19 protein-coding genes and 1 pseudogene are annotated in these 19,020 nt (G+C 41.7%); 4 read left to right on the forward strand and 16 right to left on the reverse strand.

Annotated elements, in window-relative coordinates:
• Window positions 1–7 precede the first annotated feature (7 nt).
• The 3 genes from selB to ACTQ50_RS05950 all read right to left on the reverse strand — a co-directional run bounded on the left by selB (window position 8) and on the right by ACTQ50_RS05950 (window position 5,245).
• Window positions 8–1,702, reverse strand: a complete 1,695-nt coding sequence (gene selB, locus ACTQ50_RS05940; protein WP_441483399.1) for a selenocysteine-specific translation elongation factor — start codon at window positions 1,700–1,702, stop codon at window positions 8–10.
• Window positions 1,703–1,994: 292 nt separating this feature from the next.
• The gene (gene glmS, locus ACTQ50_RS05945; RefSeq protein WP_441483420.1) at window positions 1,995–3,833 is read right to left on the reverse strand and encodes a glutamine--fructose-6-phosphate transaminase (isomerizing); all 1,839 of its coding nucleotides are present in this window, start codon (window positions 3,831–3,833) and stop codon (window positions 1,995–1,997) included.
• A gap of 17 nt (window positions 3,834–3,850) precedes the next feature.
• A complete protein-coding gene (locus ACTQ50_RS05950) occupies window positions 3,851–5,245 on the reverse strand; it encodes a sugar transferase (RefSeq protein ID WP_441483400.1) in 1,395 nt (464 codons plus the stop codon).
• 251 nt (window positions 5,246–5,496) lie between these two features.
• Here ACTQ50_RS05950 and ACTQ50_RS05955 point away from each other — a divergent pair, with 251 nt between their 5' ends.
• The 4 genes from ACTQ50_RS05955 (at window position 5,497) to ACTQ50_RS05970 (ending at window position 8,786) form a co-directional block, all read left to right on the forward strand.
• Window positions 5,497–6,504 carry an LCP family protein gene (locus ACTQ50_RS05955; protein ID WP_441483401.1) on the forward strand — a complete coding sequence of 336 codons (1,008 nt, stop codon included), beginning with the start codon at window positions 5,497–5,499 and terminating at the stop codon, window positions 6,502–6,504.
• A gap of 43 nt (window positions 6,505–6,547) precedes the next feature.
• On the forward strand, window positions 6,548–7,300 hold the full coding sequence (locus ACTQ50_RS05960) for a YveK family protein (RefSeq protein WP_441483402.1): 753 nt from the start codon (window positions 6,548–6,550) through the stop codon (window positions 7,298–7,300).
• Entirely contained in the window at window positions 7,297–8,097 is an 801-nt protein-coding gene (locus ACTQ50_RS05965; RefSeq protein ID WP_441483403.1) for a CpsD/CapB family tyrosine-protein kinase, read from the forward strand. Before ACTQ50_RS05960 ends, ACTQ50_RS05965 begins: the two co-directional genes overlap by 4 nt.
• A gap of 89 nt (window positions 8,098–8,186) precedes the next feature.
• Window positions 8,187–8,786 carry a hypothetical protein gene (locus ACTQ50_RS05970; protein ID WP_441483404.1) on the forward strand — a complete coding sequence of 200 codons (600 nt, stop codon included), beginning with the start codon at window positions 8,187–8,189 and terminating at the stop codon, window positions 8,784–8,786.
• A gap of 66 nt (window positions 8,787–8,852) precedes the next feature.
• On the opposite strand, the gene ACTQ50_RS05975 is transcribed toward ACTQ50_RS05970, so the two are convergent.
• The 13 genes and pseudogenes from ACTQ50_RS05975 to ACTQ50_RS06035 all read right to left on the reverse strand — a co-directional run.
• On the reverse strand, window positions 8,853–9,284 hold the full coding sequence (locus ACTQ50_RS05975) for a His-Xaa-Ser repeat protein HxsA3 (RefSeq protein ID WP_441483405.1): 432 nt from the start codon (window positions 9,282–9,284) through the stop codon (window positions 8,853–8,855).
• On the reverse strand, window positions 9,281–9,826 hold the full coding sequence (locus tag ACTQ50_RS05980; protein ID WP_441483406.1) for a hypothetical protein: 546 nt from the start codon (window positions 9,824–9,826) through the stop codon (window positions 9,281–9,283). Before ACTQ50_RS05980 ends, ACTQ50_RS05975 begins: the two co-directional genes overlap by 4 nt.
• 51 nt (window positions 9,827–9,877) lie before the next feature.
• Window positions 9,878–11,266 (reverse strand): His-Xaa-Ser system radical SAM maturase HxsB, encoded by a 1,389-nt coding sequence (hxsB, locus tag ACTQ50_RS05985; protein WP_441483407.1) that lies wholly within the window; start codon window positions 11,264–11,266, stop codon window positions 9,878–9,880.
• Window positions 11,266–12,306: a His-Xaa-Ser system radical SAM maturase HxsC gene (gene hxsC / locus ACTQ50_RS05990; RefSeq protein ID WP_441483408.1), complete on the reverse strand. Its 1,041-nt coding sequence runs from the start codon at window positions 12,304–12,306 to the stop codon at window positions 11,266–11,268. Before hxsC ends, hxsB begins: the two co-directional genes overlap by 1 nt.
• Window positions 12,303–13,325 carry a prepilin peptidase gene (locus ACTQ50_RS05995; protein WP_441483409.1) on the reverse strand — a complete coding sequence of 341 codons (1,023 nt, stop codon included), beginning with the start codon at window positions 13,323–13,325 and terminating at the stop codon, window positions 12,303–12,305. The genes hxsC and ACTQ50_RS05995 overlap by 4 nt, the downstream gene beginning before the upstream one ends.
• Window positions 13,318–13,539 carry an HxsD-like protein gene (locus ACTQ50_RS06000; RefSeq protein WP_441483410.1) on the reverse strand — a complete coding sequence of 74 codons (222 nt, stop codon included), beginning with the start codon at window positions 13,537–13,539 and terminating at the stop codon, window positions 13,318–13,320. Before ACTQ50_RS06000 ends, ACTQ50_RS05995 begins: the two co-directional genes overlap by 8 nt.
• Window positions 13,532–13,972, reverse strand: a complete 441-nt coding sequence (hxsD, locus tag ACTQ50_RS06005) for a His-Xaa-Ser system protein HxsD (RefSeq protein ID WP_441483411.1) — start codon at window positions 13,970–13,972, stop codon at window positions 13,532–13,534. The genes ACTQ50_RS06000 and hxsD overlap by 8 nt, the downstream gene beginning before the upstream one ends.
• 20 nt (window positions 13,973–13,992) lie before the next feature.
• The gene (locus ACTQ50_RS06010) at window positions 13,993–14,373 is read right to left on the reverse strand and encodes a hypothetical protein (RefSeq protein ID WP_441483412.1); all 381 of its coding nucleotides are present in this window, start codon (window positions 14,371–14,373) and stop codon (window positions 13,993–13,995) included.
• Between the two features lie 249 nt (window positions 14,374–14,622).
• Window positions 14,623–15,462 carry a hypothetical protein gene (locus ACTQ50_RS06015; protein WP_441483413.1) on the reverse strand — a complete coding sequence of 280 codons (840 nt, stop codon included), beginning with the start codon at window positions 15,460–15,462 and terminating at the stop codon, window positions 14,623–14,625.
• Window positions 15,446–16,531 carry a DUF3696 domain-containing protein gene (locus ACTQ50_RS06020; RefSeq protein ID WP_441483414.1) on the reverse strand — a complete coding sequence of 362 codons (1,086 nt, stop codon included), beginning with the start codon at window positions 16,529–16,531 and terminating at the stop codon, window positions 15,446–15,448. Before ACTQ50_RS06020 ends, ACTQ50_RS06015 begins: the two co-directional genes overlap by 17 nt.
• Window positions 16,528–17,679 (reverse strand): DUF262 domain-containing protein, encoded by a 1,152-nt coding sequence (locus ACTQ50_RS06025; RefSeq protein ID WP_441483415.1) that lies wholly within the window; start codon window positions 17,677–17,679, stop codon window positions 16,528–16,530. The genes ACTQ50_RS06020 and ACTQ50_RS06025 overlap by 4 nt, the downstream gene beginning before the upstream one ends.
• A 141-nt stretch (window positions 17,680–17,820) precedes the next feature.
• On the reverse strand, window positions 17,821–17,973 hold the full coding sequence (locus ACTQ50_RS06030) for a hypothetical protein (RefSeq protein WP_441483416.1): 153 nt from the start codon (window positions 17,971–17,973) through the stop codon (window positions 17,821–17,823).
• A 331-nt stretch (window positions 17,974–18,304) separates the two neighbouring features.
• Window positions 18,305–18,916 (reverse strand): annotated as a pseudogene (locus ACTQ50_RS06035) (phosphoglucosamine mutase); the annotation flags it as partial.
• Between the last annotated feature and the right edge of the window lie 104 nt (window positions 18,917–19,020).

Here is a 19,020-nt window from a genome sequence, read left to right on the forward strand (position 1 = left end):
CAGCTGACTACTTGGCTTTTCGCAGCACTCTCGTCCCATTTTCCATAACCGTGATCCGCTCTTTGTCGAATCCTTCCAGCAGCGTGATGGCACATTTCCTTGATAATCCCAGACGGTCACGAAATTCACCAGTCTGGATCACACCTTTTTCTTCATATATCAGGCACGCCATATTCAATGCCTTCTCGCGGATTTCACAGTGGATATAATGCTTTTCGTCAAAGCGTACCAGCTGACCGCCCCGCACCATTGCAAAGAAGATTCTGGAAAAATCCTTTTCATGGGAAAAGGCGCTTTTTACTTCATCGGTCAGCGGCGGGGTAAAACCAGATTTCAGGTATAATTCCTGTAAGCGAAGGAATATTGTACTGACAGGGATTTCTTTTGCTGTCTGCCCTGCTGCCTTGGAACCGGTAGTTTCTTTCTTTCCCATCGGGCAGAAACTATCTTTCTGATTTTCCTGAAGAGCCTTCTGTATATTTATATCTGATATTTCATTTTGCGCCTGCGCAGCTCCAAATTGCTGCGGTCCCGTACCCATATATTCTAATTTTCGCTGCTTTCTCCGCCGCTTCACTGCATTTGGATTCAGCACCACACCGCCGCCAATGGTCTCCACCGGCGAATAAAATCGTATAACAAAATGATCTCCGGCTTTCATTGCCGTAGTCTGCTCCATCCGAAGCTGAACTACAGCCTCTTCTCCTGGGTTCAATATTTCCTGGTCAAATAAAATCACTTTACACACAAGTTCTGCTGCCCCGTGATAAAGGTGTACCCGGGTGCCGCTTTTTATAGAGCGATGTGCGGATTTCAACAGACGCAGCCGCACATCTGCCATCATAGTGCACTCCATACTTCCGGCAGCTGCCAGGATCTCCCCTCTGGAAATCTCATCTTTTCCAATTCCGGGAAGATTTACAGCTACCCGCTGCCCAGGAAATGCTTTGGAGGTTTCCTCACCATGAACCTGAATGCTGCGGATTTTTGCTTTTTCGCCACGGGGATATAGCATGGCGTCAGAATCCAATTCCAGAATACCGTCAAGCAGCGTACCGGTGATGATGGTGCCAAAACCCTTTAATGAAAATACACGATCTATTGGCAGACGATACTTTACTACTTTTCCTTCATCAACCAATCCACTTTCTCTTTTGACAAAGCTCAATGTCTCCCTGCCATTTACGCCAATCTTATTCCACAGCTTCTCCCGAAGTTCTTCAATCCCCCATCCATCCGCAGCACTGGTCACCACCACGTCTGCATTCTCCAGAAACGTCCCCCGGACAAATTCCTGGATTTTCTCCCGAAGTCCCGCTTTCCACTCCAGATCTGCTTTCGTGATCACCACAATACCCGCACGGATTCCAAGGAGAGAAAGAATTTCCAGATGTTCCCTTGTCTGTGGCATGACGCCCTCATCTGCCGCGATCACCAGCATGGCAATGTCTATTCCGCCAGCCCCAGCCAGCATATTCTTTATAAACTTTTCATGCCCGGGCACATCAATAATCCCAGCCTGGGTACCATCTGGAAGATCCAGAAAAGCGAACCCGTTTTCAATTGTAATTCCCCGCTTTTTTTCCTCTGCCAGACGGTCTGTATCCGTACCTGTCAGCGCCTTCACCAGGCAGGTCTTGCCATGGTCGATATGCCCGGCAGTACCTATGATCCTATACCTTTTCTTTCCATCTTTTTCCAATTTCGTTCACCTAAAATATATAAACAAGGTAACTGTTCAGTACCATCACAGTTACACGTTTCGCGGAATACTCTCTACAGAATAGTTACCAAACAAGCAGCGCAATGTCACATACACCAGCAACCTTAAGCTAAAACCCTCTCCCCCAATTTTACCTGTCCGCTCGGCAAATATCTCTCAGCTCTTTAAAGAAACAGCGCGAAGAATCCATTTCTCCGCGCCATTCCCATGTTTATAACAATATTATCAATTTACGCTCATTCATCTAAAAAAGCGAATCAATTCTATAACGTTATTCCACTGTTACAGACTTTGCCAGGTTTCTCGGCTTATCCACATCCAGACCCTTGGCAACGCTGACATAGTATCCCATAAGCTGCAGCGGCACAATAGCAAGGCTGGTAGTAAAGTATTTCTCTGTTTTCGGAACGTATACGGAGAAATCAGCTGTATCCTCAATGCTGTAATTGCCATAGCTGGTCAGTCCCATAAGATAAGCACCACGGCTCTTTACCTCAACCATATTGCTGAGCGTCTTCTCAAAAAGATCCTTCTGTGTCATCACACCGATCACCAGAGTACCATCCTCCACCAGACTGATGGTTCCATGCTTCAACTCGCCGGCAGCGTAAGCCTCAGAATGAATATAACTAATCTCCTTCATCTTCAGGCTTCCCTCCATGCTGATGGCATAATCAATACCACGTCCAATGAAGAAAATATCGTGGGCATTTGCATACTTACTTGCGAACCACTGGATACGCTCCTTGTCATCCAGAACACGGCTGATCTTATCCGGCAGTGTCTCCATCTCTTTAAGAAGGCTCTCCACACGGCTCTCTTCCAGTCTTCCCTGAACAAAGGCGCTCTGGATGGCCAGCAGATACATGGCGATCAGCTGGGTGCTGTAAGCCTTGGTAGTAGCAACGGAAATTTCAGGGCCTGCATAAGTATATAAGGTATAGTCGCTCTCTCTTGCAATGCTGGAGCCAACTACATTTACCACGCTAAGTACCGGCACATTTCTCTCCTTGGCAAGACGAAGAGCAGCCAGGCTGTCTGCAGTCTCACCGGACTGGGAAATGATCACCACCATGGAATCCTCCACAAGGATCGGATCGCGGTAACGGAACTCAGAAGCCACATCCACCTCAACAGGGATCTTCGCCATGGACTCGATCACATATTTTCCAACCATGCCTACATGGTATGCAGAACCGCAGGCAATGATATAAATACGTTTCAGGGAAGCCAGTTTCTCATCGGTAAGTCCGGTCTCGGAAAGATCAATGTGACCTTCTTTTACATAAGCTCCAATGGTATCCTGAACGGCCTTTGGCTGCTCATGGATCTCCTTAAGCATGAAGTGCTCATAGCCGCCTTTCTCAGCAGCTGCTGCATCCCACTGGATCTCTACAACATCTTTTTCAATCTCTTCACGGTCAATATTATAGAAATGGACCTCATCACGGGAAAGCTCCGCGATCTCAAGGTTGCCAATGTAATAAACCTTTCTGGTCTGATCCAGGATTGCCGGGACATCAGATGCGATCAGGCTTCCTGTCTCACTTTTTCCAATGATCAGCGGGCTGTCCTTACGGGCAGCAAATAATTTGCCCGGGTAATCCTTAAAAATAACGCCAAAAGCATAAGAACCGCGGATACGGAGCATAGCTCTGGAAATAGCCTCCAGGGGAGTGCCGGTCTTCTTGTAATAATAATCCACCAGCTTTACAGCAACTTCTGTATCCGTCTGAGAATAGAATGTATAGCCAGAACGAAGAAGCTTGGTCTTCAGTTCCTGATAGTTCTCAATGATTCCGTTGTGGACAAGCACCACAGACTTGTCATCTGTACAGTGAGGATGGGCATTGGTCTCAGAAGGCTCTCCGTGAGTTGCCCAGCGGGTGTGACCGATACCACAGGTACCTGGTACAGCGGAACCCCCGTCTGTTTTCTCAATTAGTGTCTTCAGACGGCCCTTGGCTTTCACAATGGCAATCTTATCTGTCTCCTCATTCCGGACTGCGATACCAGCTGAATCGTAGCCTCTGTACTCCAGCTTGGAAAGGCCCATCAGCAAAATCGGTGCCGCCTGCTCATCTCCTACATAACCAACAATTCCACACATAAAATTTCCTCCTCGTCTCAGTTCTTCTCCTCGTTCTTCTCCTCGTTTCTCTCCTGGCCAGCCGTCTTCTGCCATGCCTCAACCCCTTCTGTATTCTCCTTCTGGAAAAGAATCTTGAAGGTAAGCATGAGAAGCTTGATGTCCAGTCTCAAAGAATAGGTCTCAATATAAGTGAGATCCAGCTTCAGCTTGTCATAAGGTGTCGTGTTGTATTTACCATAAACCTGGGCGTAACCGGTAAGTCCGGCCTTCACCTTCAGGCGGTAATCAAATTCAGGAATGCGCTCACTATAAAGCGCTGCGATCTCCGGTCTCTCAGGTCTTGGACCAACCAAAGACATATCCCCTTTTAAAATATTAAAAATCTGTGGCAGCTCGTCGAAATGGATCCGGCGGATGATCCTGCCCACAGGTGTGATCCTGTCGTCCTCTTTCTTGGCAAGCTGTGCACCCTTTACCTCGGAATCCATTTTCATGCTCCGGAATTTCAGGATCATAAAGACTCTCTTATCCCTGGTAAGACGGGGCTGCTTGTAAAACACAGGGCCGCCATCGTAAAGCTTAATGGCAAGGGCGATCAGCAGCATAAATGGCGACGCGATCACCAGTCCCAGCAGTGAAAATACAATATCTACCACTCTTTTGAAAAACAACTGCTCTGCTGTGAGACGCAGGTTACGTGACAGAAGCAATGTGGTATCAAACAGATGGATATCGTCTGCATTTCGCAGCATGATATCGGAAAGCTTCGGAATGGAATAACACCGGATATCCTTTTCGAAGCAATATTTCAGCACTACATTTCGCTCGTGGGAAGGGATGTCCCCAATCACTACAGCCTTATATCCGTCAATCTTCTCCTTAAGTGCGTCAAGGCCAAGGGAAAGAGGTGCCATCTCTTTGATCGCATATTTATCCTCCCTGGTCTCCAGCTTATCCCGAAGATCCCCAGGATTACGGCCACCATAGATCATCAGCATCTGTCTGGGCGGATACAGCCTGGTATACACAAAACGCATACCCACAACCCATACCACTACGATCACAAGATCGATCCCTGTCATGGCAAGCATAGGGGACAAATGTTCTCCCAGACGCCAGCGTCCGATCAGGCACAGCTGCAGATACGTAATAAAATTCACACAGACCACCGAAAGGATCTGGGAATAGATCACCTCAAACACACGCAGGTAACCAACCTTAAATCCACCGTAAATCTTATAGAAGAAATACATCATCAGCACATACAAGCCGATTACTACCTGATTACCTCTGTCAAACCGTCTGCCGATCACATCCTTATGGGCATAAAACTTATACCAGATGTAAGCAAAAAGCAATGTCTCAATAGTAACGATCACCGCAGACGCCAAAAACATGATCAGTCTCTTATATCGTTCGCGATTTTCCATTTTTTCCTCCAGTAAAATTCCTCTGAAATCTATACGTTGTATAAGTATAGCACAAAAAACCTCAGAGATAAACGATTTTTTTCGTCACCCATTTTTGACAAAATTGGTCAAAGGCGGGTTGCCTTCTGAACGGAAGCGTGATAAAATCAGTACATATTTTAGGTAGCGTAATTGCTTTAAACATTTACAGTTACAATAAAACAACAAATCTTGTGTATTTGTCAAGAGTGTTTCTTATAAGGAAGGATATAATGCGTCACTACAAAAATCCCAGACATAATAATAAAAGACTGAAATATCTGGCAGTTGGCATTACAGTTGGTGTTCTTGGCATCGGGATGACTGCCGGTGTTCTTACCATGGCTGGAAACCACACCATCACACAGACTACAGCCTCTTCCACCCAGGATACAGGCGAAATCACCTATAAAGGTGTCACCTACGTGCCGAAGGGCAACCTGGAGACCTACCTTTTCGCAGGAATTGATTCTCCGGATAAAGTTACAGAGATCAAGGAATACGACGGCACCGGACAATGTGATGTGCTGATCGTTCTGGTCCGTGACCGAAGCACCGACACCTGTAAGATCCTCACCATCGACCGCAATACCATGACTCCGATCCGGAGCCTTGACGATGACGGAACCTATATTGATACTGATGTTTTTCAGATTTCCCTGGCACATGCCATGAGTCTGGACCAGGAGATCCGGGCAGAGAATACAGTAGATGCAGTTTCCACTCTTCTGGGAGGCCATAAGATTGACGGCTTCGCAATGGTTAATATGGGAGCGATCCAGACTGTCAATGACATGGTAGGCGGTGTCACCGTCACCGTGGAAGATGATTTTCCAGACAGCGATACCCTGATCAAAGGACAGACTGTTACCTTACATGGAGAGGACGCTGAGCGTTTCATCCGTGAACGTAAAACGGTAGGCGACGGACTGAATGACAACCGTATGAAGCGCCAGGCACAGTACGAGGAAGCCTTTATGCCGGTTTTCCAGGCGAAATGCAGCGAGGATAAGACTTTCCCACTGGATTTGTATCACGCCCTGGAGGATTACATGACTACCAATATCAGCGCCAAGAAGTTTTCCCGGCTTGCACTTCTCCTCTCCGATGAGACTCCGGAAGAGAAGCTAACCATCCAGGGAACAGACGGCTTTGACGAAGATGGCTGGCAGACCTTTACACCTGACGAGGACAGCCTTCAGGAAACGATCCTTTCGCTTTTTTATAAGGAAAAGAAGTAGTAATTTCCTATTAGAAAAATAAATTAAATTAAGGAGACCCAAAATGAACGAAGAACTCACAAATGACGAGGTAGAGATTGACCTTGTGGATCTCGCCTATGCCCTGCTGGACAAATGGCGCTATCTTCTGGTCTGCCTGCTTGCAGGTGCTGTACTCTTTGGTGCATATTCTTATTTTCTCATTGCACCTACCTATGAGTCCACATCCAAGCTTTATGTAGTGTCTGCTTCCGATGATTCTGTTGTCAATTTAAGTGACCTGAACCTTGGTACTTCCCTGACAGCGGATTACGAACAGCTGATGCTCAGCTATCCGGTGCTGAACCGTGTTATTGACCGGTTAGGTCTTGACACCACTTCCGAGGAACTGGCTAAGTCCTTTTCCCTGAATAACCCAAGTGATACCCGTATTCTGGAGATCACTGCTACTTCCACGGATCCGCAGATGGCACAGGATCTGGCGGAAACAATGGCCGAGGTAGCGATTGATTATCTTCCAGAGACCATGAGCACCCTGGCTCCAAACCTGGCTCAGCATGCCAAGCTTCCAGAGAGCAAGGTAGCTCCAAGCTACACTAAATACACTTTGATCGGTGCTTTGCTTGGTTTCCTTCTCTGTGCAGCATTCTTTACAGTCAGATATCTGATGGATGACACCATCCATACTGCAGATGATATGGAGAAATACTTTGGTCTGGTACCTCTTACCACTATTCCTGACAGCGATCAGGTAATCGATCTGGATGAGGAACAGCACAGAAGACGTGGCAGAAAGAGAGGTCGCAAGAAATCATGAATCAGCTTAATGTAATGCTTCCGGAGCTTCCATATTCTGTCTCCGAGGCTATGAACCGACTTCGTATTAATATTAAATTCTGTGGAAAAAACACTCGCAAGATCCTGCTGACCAGCTGCCAGCCAAACGAGGGAAAAAGTACCATTTCCTCCTACCTTTGGAAAATGCTTTCCGAGGCAGGTTTCCCAACGGTACTGGTAGACGTGGATCTTCGTAAATCTGTTATGAAAACCCGTTTTCAGATGGATTACGATGACGATACCACATTAGGTCTGAACCACTATCTTTCTGGTCTGGCAGAATATGATGATGTAGTATACAGCACCAATATCCCAAACGGATATATGGTTCCCTGTACACAGCTTCTTGAGAATCCATCTGCTCTTCTGGAGGATATCCGTTTCAAAGAGCTTCTGGATACTCTTGCCCAGAATTATCGTTTCGTTATTATCGATTCTCCGCCTCTTGGCAGCGTTTCCGATGGTGCTCTTATCGCATCCCTGTGTGACGGTGCCGTCCTGGTGGTACGTGCAGGTACAACTCCCCGCAGCCTGATCAAGCAGTCTCTCTATGAGATCCAGCAGTCCGGCTGTAAGCTTCTGGGAACTGTCCTGAACCGTGCTGATGTAAAGGGACGGGGATATGGTTATGGATATGGCAAATATGGTTACGGCTATGGCTACGGTTACGGCTATGGGCCGAAAGACAAAAAGGAAGATGCCAGCGACTCCAGTTCCGACAGCGACTCTTCTTCCCAAGCCTCCAGGTCTCAAAAAAGCCGCAAAAAGCACCATTGACCTGCTGGATTCCTGTTTTTGGATAAACTGGTCTGCGTGGGGAGACCGTTTATTAAATAAATTAAATTAAGAAATAGAGGGTGTTACCAATGAAGTCATTCAAGAAGATTGCTGTAACCGTTCTGGCTACAGTAATGATGCTCCTTATGAGCACAACTGTTTTTGCAGCTAATTCACCTGTAAAATCATCCTTTAACGCATCTCTTTCCAAGAAGACTGTAACTTACAATACTAAGAAACAGGCTCCTAAGGTTGTTGTTAAAGATGCCAACGGCAAAACAATCAAAGCTAAGTATTACAAAGTAACTTACAACAAAACAGGCTTTACAAATGCCGGCACATACAAAGTTACCGTAACTGGTAAAGGAAAATATGCTGGTTTCAAGCAGACTCTTACTTACAAGATTAAATCTAAATCTCAGAAAGTAACAATCAAGAAAGATACTTTCTCCACAACTAAGAAGTCTGTTAAGAAGAAAGCTAAATCTGTAGGAACAATTAAGACCACTGTTAAGACAAAAGGTGCTAAAGTTACCTACACAACAAACAACTCCAAGATCAAAGTTAGCAAGAGCGGTAAGATCACTGTTGCTAAGGGTACCAAGAAAGGTATCTATCAGGTTAAAGTAACTGTTAAAGCTAAAAACTACAAGACAGTTACAAAATATGTCAAAGTTACAGTTAAATAATTTTTATGTATAACAAAACAGCTCCCTGACCACGCAGGGGGCTGTTTTTTATTACAGGAATAACGATTAATTAATATTTATATCCGGGGTAGCTTGCGGAACCTGCATCTTTGGCAGGCTCACATTATACTTACTGCTACTGCTTCCAGATGAAAAACCGCCCGAGCTTGAGCTTCCTGATGAATGGGAGCTATGACTTCCTGACGAATGGGAGCCGTGGCTGCTGTGGCTTCCGGAAGAGTGAGATGCATGACTGCTATGCGATCCAGAAGAATGTGAACTATGCGAGCTATGACTACTATGAGATCTATGAGAGGAGTGTGAGCTATGTGATCTATGAGCAGCATAAATATTTCCATCTGCAAGCATTACGCCCAAAATCACCATCATCGAACCGATCATTGCTACCTTAGATCTGGAAATATTACCTTCCTCTTCTTGCATAAAGTCTTCAATTCCTTTCTTTATCTGAGGAAACAGATTTTCTTTATCCATCATTTCACCCGCTTTCTGCTATATACTTTTTTCAGTTTTCCTTTTGAAACTTTAATGGAATACTGATATTTGCCCTTTTTGAAAGTAGCTGTTCCATTCAGCTTTCCGCTTTTCCAGGTACCTTTTACATAGTTTCTATTTTTCCAGGTATAAGTACCCTTACCATTCATTTTATCGTTTTTCCAGCTTCCCTTGTAGCGATCTCCATTTTTGAAATAATAGGTGCCAGAACCATTTCGTTTATCCCACTTAAAATATCCAACATATTTTTCTTTATTGGGATATATTACAGTTGCCTTTCCTGTAAGAAAATCATTTTTCCATTTTCCGCTTATGACAACACCCTTGGCAGTAAAATATTTGCCCGATCCATTTTTTTCTTTGGTATCATCATTAATATTGCCTATGTACTTATCGCCATCTTCATAGGTGATTTTCTGTCTGGATGCTTCCACAGAATAAGGACAACGAATTCCAGCAGAAATTATCAAACTGAAAATCAAAAATCTCAGCAGGTTTTTAAAACTACTTTTCCTTTCTCTCATACGCTTTTCTCCTTTATTCTCTTATAACTTTTATTAAATCCTAATACCAGCTCATTCGCACCACTCTTGAAAAAACCTCAGTATTTCCGGATCATTTTCACTTATTTTTTCAAAAAGGATTTCCTGTATTCCCTTATAAATGCTGCATCTATACTCCTTGTTTAAACTTGGATACACAGTTTTATATCTGGCATAACTGATCACTGGACAAGTTCCGCAATACGGATGGAAAACACAGTCACAGCAATCACTTAGTCCTTCCAAACATGACGCGTTTGCAAGCACCTTACAGGCAGGCGATTCCAGCAGATCATTGTAATCATCCTCATAAACATTTCCCAGGCAAAAACTGTCATCCCCCATTTCCGCAAGCATTCTGGCTTCATCACAGCTATATACTTTCCCATTGTGATAATACGCAAGCTGACCAATCGCACCTCCACAAGGGGAACGAAGCTCCATATAATTTCCTGCGTCGTGATGAAATATTTTACTTAAGAAGATTCGTGCATGGCCCTCAATTACCAGAATTCCTTTTCTGTTATATTCCAGAATATATTCTAAGACATTCCGGTAAAACTTCAAGAATTCATCCACGGTATATCCTATTTTTTCCCAGTTTTGCTCCGCATAGCCCAAGGGTGTCAAAGGTCTTACCGTTATTTGCTCCAGCCCCAGCGCAATATATTGATCTACCATTTCTTTATATTGTGTCAGCGAATATCTGGTAGTTGTCTGGATTGCAGATACTGCTATTCCTCTATTTTTTAGAGCTTCCAGCCGCCTGACTAAAATCTGAAACGGATTGCGCTGAAAATAAGGGCGGTTTCGATTATGTAAATTTTCATCTCCATCCAGGGAAGTACAGATCATAACATTGTGTTCTGCCAGAAAATCCGCTTTTTCTTCATCCAGAAGCATTAAATTAGAAACCAGTGAAAATTCTACCTGTTTATCTTCTTTATTTTCATTTGCATATTCCACAATAAATTTCAAGGTTTCAAAATTCAAAAGAGGCTCACCACCCTGAAATTCAATAGTAATGTATCTGGCTGGTGTCTGCAATGCAATATCTACCGCTCTTTTGGCCGTCTCTATGGTCATTTTGGTTGTTTTGTCCATATTGGCAGATGCCTGACAATACACACACTGCTGATTACACTGCCTGGTCAGCACAAAAATATGAAGTGCCGCACCCTGAAATAAATTCCGATGATATTCCCTGTATGCTTTCCCCGCTTTTTCTACAAAATCATAATCACTGGAATCAAATAGAAAAAATTCATCCTCCAACTGCTGTGTAATCTCATCTTCTTCAGACAACTGATCACTCATTAATTTTTCAAACTGATCTTCTGATAAAAATATATAACGTCCTAAATCATTGGTCAATAAGTATTTGTCGTTTATTACCTTGTAATTAAAATAATTTTTCTTCATTACTGTACCCTGACTTTATACTTTGTATGGTGGAAGGTAGAAGCAAAAAAGCCTCCACATTGTTCTCTTTCTCTGCATTTTTCACAGTCTTCAAAATATCGGATCTTATAATCACTAATACTTTTCCTATAATTATACCAGTATTTCTGATCAAACAGACATAAAGGAAAATTATATAATCTTGGCTCAATTCCCCACTTAAAGCATCGAACCAATACCCCTTGAAGATATGGCTTCAAATTTTCCAGTTCTTCCCATACCATTTCCCTGTTTTTCCAGGCATTTCCCATAACCTCCATGCCCATTAAATTTATATATTTAATATCAGGAAATTCATAATGTATGAAATCTACAATGGAATTCAATTCTGTATAATTCAGTTTTGATACCACGATACGGATTCCAATTTCAACACCACCATCTAACAGGTTATGAATTCCTGCTATGGTCTGGATGAAACTATTCTGGCATCCTGCAATAAAATCATGTTTTTCACCACTAGCGCTATGGATTGGAATTTCAATTTTAAATTTCCGGTCAGCGAAAGGATAAAATAATTGACTATATTTTCGTACAGCAAAGCTTCTTCCATTAGAAAGCATTAAAATCTCAGCCTTCCCAGCCTGATCAAGAGCCTTCTCGATCAGCACAGGCAGATTTTCCTTCAAAAGCGTAGGCTCGCCACCAGTGATATCGATATGGGTAAGATCCGTCGGCAGAAGAGACACATACTCCAATAAATATTCTATAGTAATCGTATTTTGTCTGGTTCTCTGCTTCACAGAATCCGGACACATAATACAATTGGAGTTACACTGATTGGTTACAAATATTAATGCGCTTGAGGAAGCCCCAGCATGAAGGCAGATAACTTTGCCATTATTCGTGACTTCAAGTACATCGCCATGACCTGGTTGAAATTCTGATTCGCCGTCAGATTCCAACTGAATTCTCTGGCACATAGCATTCACGGCATATGTATTTTCTTCTTTTTCGATTCTCCACAAACATTCCTTTGGCAATTCGCTTACTTTACTCATCTTAAGTTATACACCCCGATTATATAGGTAATCATCCCAATCAAAATAAATACGGCAAATGGAATATACCGCACCACCATGATCTGCGGCTGACCATATTTAGACTTTTCCCATCTTTTTATGGCATCTGCCTCATCAGCGGAAATCCGTGACTTTGTAGTTTCATCTGTAGTATCTGGTAATCCTTTTACTCTCGAACCGAAAAACTGTTGTATTGCAAAATAAGACATGATCATGCCTTCTTTCACTTCTTTGGTAGGAATCCATTCATAATTATACTTATCTGCAAATTGCAGGCTAAAATGGGTGATCACAACCAGAAGAATGGTTAATACCAGCATTTTCTTATCAAATCCGCCATAAAATCCCAGGTTAAGCGCAATATACATCCCAGTCAATACTATTGTCCATACTTTCTTTCCAGGAAATTTTATACTTACCAACTTATTTGTCAGCAAAATCCCTACCACGGAAAAGAATATCCGATTGCTTTCATAATAATTCTTAAAAAGCACACTGCAGACTGTATATACAATTGATAAAAAGGAAATAGAAAAAGCCAGATTCCATACCTGCATCCATCCAATCTTTTCGCGCTTAAGTGTTACACCCTTTTCTTTTTTGAATAAGTAATACCAGACAGATTCTCCGATTAAATATAAGTATGCCTCTATAAATATTACCATGAACAAAAGCATAGATGGAAAAAGCATATTACTGGTGGTCGCATACCAGCCTGCGGGATATAAAAAATTCACAAACATCCACAGTTTCGAATCTCCGGCTCCCCATAATTTCAGGGAATAGAACATCACGGCTATTACAACTGCTGCTGCCAGATTTGTAAAAAAAAGCAGAAGACTTTCGCTATGTCCTATATAGTAACAGATTACAAGAATTACTCCGGGACACATGCCTATCGTCAGCCATTTGTTATATATCTTTCCTTTTTTCCAGTCTGTAACTGCTGATACAGCACAAAAAAACAGGAGATACAGGATCATCACAATATCAATCATACAGATCACCTGCGCTCTGGATTGTCAAAGTCAATGCGTAATTTCCGAATTCCTTTGTTGCAATATACGGATCTGCTTTGCAATTGTTGAAGGTCAGGCAATAGTAATTCTCTGATTCTTCCAGAACAATTTCCGCAATATTTTTAAATGCATGAAGCGTTTCTTCTACAGCGGTCCGCAGATATATCTCTTTATGTAAATATAACTTATTCATCACACCAGGCCTTTGCTATTTCATCTAAATCATATGCTTCTGTCTCTTTTTCTGGAGTTTCCGAAAAGTTATAAATTTCCTGATTCTCCATTTCGTCTCCGGTATTTGAAAATTCATTCTCTGCATCTGGAATAAATGCACTGTATAAAGCTCTGGTCACGATCAACTTGCGGATATCTCTGGTTTCATCATTAAGTGCTGTCTTCATGCTCTGATTCAGCAACTCATTCTGAAATTCTCCCACATCCTTATAATCTGCTGTCCTGTCTTTCCTTGAGAAAGAAATAATATAATTTTCGTCTTTCAGATCCAGGCCAATATAATATCTGTCTGTAAATAAATAGGCCGCACGATATATTGCCTTTAAAGGATATAATTTGCTATTCACTCGAAATGAAACAGTGCCATCTTGATTCTGCTCGTATTTTAGCATATGTTTTAACCTCGGTTCTTTTAGTTCATACACTTGCAATTTCTATGCCATACTCCCCCAAGATATTCCTGGGAAACTTCTTTATTGGGGATATAGACGGTTTTATCCGGCCAATGATAGCTCAAATAGCCAAGATGGACCAACAGAGTCAATTCATCATCTTTTCCCTGAAAAGTCGCCATATCATTCGAAAAAGTTCCCGTGTTGATCTGTACCTTACCGCCTCCAAGCATTTTTATGACAGAGTCTTTTAAACCATCATAATTCAATCTTATATAAGTTTTAAGCGCCTCATCTTCTGTAAAACCAAAGAACTCAGCCATCTCACGCGGATTTGATAAAAAAACTCTTCCTATGAATCTGGAAGAAGATTCTCTTACAACTACGGAAGAAAAATCCATGATTCAGTCAGGCTACCTGACACGAGACGGGGAAAAACTCTATTTGCCGGAAATCATACGCCATGCGCTGGGATTTCGGTATGAAAGAGGGGCAAGATCTAGAGTGCTGTCTTTACTTCTTAAACATTAAGGCATCAGAAGCTACGCGAGCTTGCTCGCGGCAGCTTCTGAGTCTTCTTTTGGTAATCAACCTTGTTTTCTTCTCTTCCAGGCTGTTTCCAATTAAGATTTCACACTGGGACTTCCAGCTTAATAGGGATGCCCGCCAATTCTTCCAACCAGTACTTTCTTCCCTTCTCTAACCATTTCATCCATCCAGAAAAAATAAATTCTGAGATTTGAATATCGATTTATAAGTTTCAGATGCGGTTCACATGTAATTTCTTTTTGAATCGGCTGTTTAACACCTTCAATTTCTTCATAATATGTAAACGGAAAAATCAATGCATCCTTATGTGAATGATCTAGAGAACATTCTATTTGTTTAGCAGTTAAAATAGCAATAGCTTCTTTCAAATTATTACGGTATTTCTCATACAAATCAACAGCCTCATCATTTAACAACGCAAGGCAATCCGTAATTTCTCTTGTATGCGAAGCGAAACTATCAATATACTTCATCCCGGATAAAATATTATCTGCAAAACAACTATTACAAAAACAAGACTCCATGAATTTCTGATAATCTTCTACAGATGTAATACTAGCTAAAATGTCCCTTCTTTTTTCAATATATTGTCTTTCATTACTCACAGCATCTTCATATTCACCCAATGCCACTTGTATCTCTTCAACATTATCTAAAGTTGAATTTCTTTCAATATAATTTCTGTTTATAAACGAACGTATCCGGGCTCTATCGTCTTCACTTCCCTCACCGCTTCCAGAATAAAGCCAATCCATAAACTTTATTCCATCTTCTACTTCCTGTTCCCAGATATCATTATCTATAATAATACATTCATCCAAATTAGCACAATACGCATCTATATCCATAAGATCACCCACTTCTTCAGTTCTCACCTTCATATTAGCTTTGGATGATGTGTAGGATATGCTTTCTGCTATCAATTTATTTTCTACCTGCATTCGTTCTCCTTATAGATAACAAATCACGTAAATCCTGGCTTTTCTGATCAAAAAAGCCCTTTGGCCACTCTGACAATTCTCCATTCAGGTTTACTTCAATTTCCTTCATTTTAATACCTCTGTCTTCGGTCTGAAAGAAAAGCACCTGCATATCCTCTGTTTTTTTCAAATATGCGGCCTGCAGCCTTGCACCATCTATTAAATGTTCACTATGAGTTTCTACGATTACCTGCACTCCAGAAGATGCAATTATATCCAAAAATTTTCCAACTCTGCTCTGCGCTGCCGGATGCAAATGAGCTTCTGGATTTTCGACAATTAGTATCATATTCTTGTTAACAGAGCACCATAGTGCAGCCGTAACTACAGAAAAAATATAACTGATTCCAAATCCCGTCATCGTCGGTAACACTTCATAATCAACTAATGCATTTCTATACCGTACATCCGTACTCGCTTTAACTAAATCTGTTGTAATAGAAAGTTGCACATCACCTAAAATCAAATTCATCCATTCTTCTACCTGAGTTGAAAATTTACCTACAGACGCAATTGCCCGCGCAGCCAAAGGTACCTGCCAATTCATTAAATCTGCTCTTTCTACTAAATATGCCGCATTTGCGCCATCGGGCATAATACTTAGATTTCCTCCCGCTGGGTAGGACACTCTCGGTCCTCTTCTCTCTGCATTCAAATAGCATATTTTACTAGACAATTCACCACGATTTCTAGAGGCATTTAAATTCAAAGGAAACTGAGGATCCAAACTATATCGAATACTTACAGCAGTTTCATCTTCAATAATATCAAAGCCAAAATCTCCCCTTGACAAAGTTATAGGATTCTGTGCTATCAATGTTCTCGGATTACCAGTTTGTATTCCTAATATTTCATTTATATCCACCAAATCCCCCTTTTTCATATTAGACGCTGCGTACGCCAAAAGAAGCGCCTGAATCACAGAAGATTTACCTGCTGCATTCGCGCCTGCCAAAATATTCATTCTTTTAAACGATATACCTAATTCAGGAAAACATTTATAATTTCTGATCAAGAATTTTTTTATCATATTATCCTCTCTAATATTTTACGAATCGCTTCCAACGCTGTCAAAATATTCTGTTTTGATCCAGTAGATGCTGTTACTGCATGATAAAACGCTGTTTTTTCTTCTAATTTTTTTCTATAAGAAGCATATATTTCATCTGCATGTTTCTTTATCCATTCATCTGATGGTTTTATGTTTATTAGTGCTACCGCCCAACTGGTAAACAAAGATGCATTAACCCATCTCTTCCCTGGTTTACTAAAATTATCATTTTTTAAAATTATATGGGCCTGCCGCATTGCCATTTTGAAATCATTTAATATCCTCTGATAATCGTTTTGTATATAATACAGGTTTAATTCAATAATCATATTATCCATCGTTTTCTGCAGACCATAATAATTCAAAAACCGCCTATGCACCCAATCAAAATGATACAAAAAAGTAATAACACGAAGGCACAATTCCTGTGTCTCCATTCGCACATTTTTAATATTGCCACCTATAGCTTTTCTAAATTCCTCACAAGATGACATTTCGTCTAAAAGCTGCCTAACTAACGGTTTCGCCATACCATTTCTGATTTCCTGTGAACTGAGTTTTACTCCACATGAATTCATCCTCTGGAATATATCGAATTTTATTGGCTGAGGGCAGCGCTCATCCAATATATTGACTGCTAAAATCGTCTCCAATATATAAGACTGATATATTGGAGGCAGCTCTCCAAAAATCATATTATCACAGCCAGTCAAATAATGCATTTTTTGCAGACAAAATCCATTTTGTATAAACTCATGAATTGTATTTAATCTCTGCATACCATCCATGACATTCTTATAACCAGTTTCATCCTCATCTAACCAAAATGCCGAAAGTGGTAATCGCAACAAAATGGATTCTATAAAAGATGTTTTTTTCTGAGTATTCCATACTAAACTTCTTCGATATTCCGGATGTAGATTTAACATACCACTATTAATCCAATTTTCAATCTGATAAACTGTAAGCATCTTCTGCTCTATGCGAATATCATTAATATTATAAGCTCCACCTATATTAGTATCCCCATCTTCAACATCTATTCCTTCAATGCCCACATAGTTTTTTTCAGCCTCTTTTACAGCTTCAAGATAATCCACAATGCTATCATCTATCTGAAATCCCATTTCCGCTCACCTCAAAAAAGTTCCATAGTAAACAATATCTTTCTGATAATGATACCATGGAACTAAAAAAAAATCTATATAATATCTGTAAGTGCTCAGCAAGTTCCTGGACGAACGTTACTATTCAGACATCAATGGTATTTAGGTAACAAAACCTTGTCGTTCTGACAATTCCCGCAGAATCATAGTCACATAATAATCTTTCTCCACGATAACCGGAAGAACGTGAAAATACTCACTTGCTAAATTAACTGCGTTTATAAATTCTTCTTTGTTCTCACGCAGATACGCCATTGATTATTCCGGGGCTCTTTGAGCCACCTGTCCGGACTTTGAGAGCCACCATTCCGGAGAATGAGAGCCATATATTCCGGTAATTCAGAGCCACCTTATTGGGCTCTATTACATATATTTCCTTTATACTGTAAATACACACCTTTGGTGTGAATACAGATAAAGGAGGTCGTAACGTTACCAGCGAACAGTAACTAAGTATGTGATTTTCATAAGTGCCTCAAAACATTGTAACTCCAAGATCAATTGTTATATTATTTTTATAACTTATCTTATATATACCACCACCGCCCGGCACACGCCGGGCGGCAGCATCCACGGCATCCAGCCCTTATCCGGCCACATACCCATTTTCTTTAATTACATTCACAACCATATCCACATACTTCTGGCAGATTTCTTCACTCTCCGCTTCCACCATAACACGCACAACCGGCTCTGTTCCGGACTCGCGTACCAGGATTCTTCCGGTATCACCCAGTTCCTCTGTAACCTTCTTCACAGCTGCCTGCACATCTGCGTCATCCTGCGCAGCCTTCTTGTCGGTCACTCTCACGTTTGTGAGCACCTGAGGATAAACGGTGAAGCCTTCTGAAAGTTCGCTAAGCTTTTTCTTTCTCGCCATCATAACTTCCATAATCTTCAGACTGGTGAGAATTCCATCCCCTGTGCTGGCGTATTTGCTGAAAATAATATGCCCGCTCTGCTCACCGCCGATACGGCAGCCGTTTTTCATCATGTACTCATATACATATTTGTCTCCCACGGCTGTTTTCGCGTAGTCGATTCCAAGCTCATCAAAGGCCTTGTACAGACCGAAGTTGGACATGACGGTGGTGACAACGGTGTTGGTCAGCAGCTTGCCGCGCTCTTTCATGTATTTTCCGTAGATGTAAAGAATGTGGTCGCCGGTGATCACGTTACCCTTCTCGTCTATGCATATTCCGCAAGAACTGCGCATCCGTTCCAGAGGAACGGAGCGCCATTCCGCTTCAAACTGAGCAAAGCTCAGCAGGTTGATTAATTACTATTGGTTATTCTGCGATC

The organism is Blautia sp. Sow4_E7 (assembly GCF_052116245.1).
In the GTDB taxonomy this organism is placed as follows: domain Bacteria; phylum Bacillota; class Clostridia; order Lachnospirales; family Lachnospiraceae; genus Blautia_A.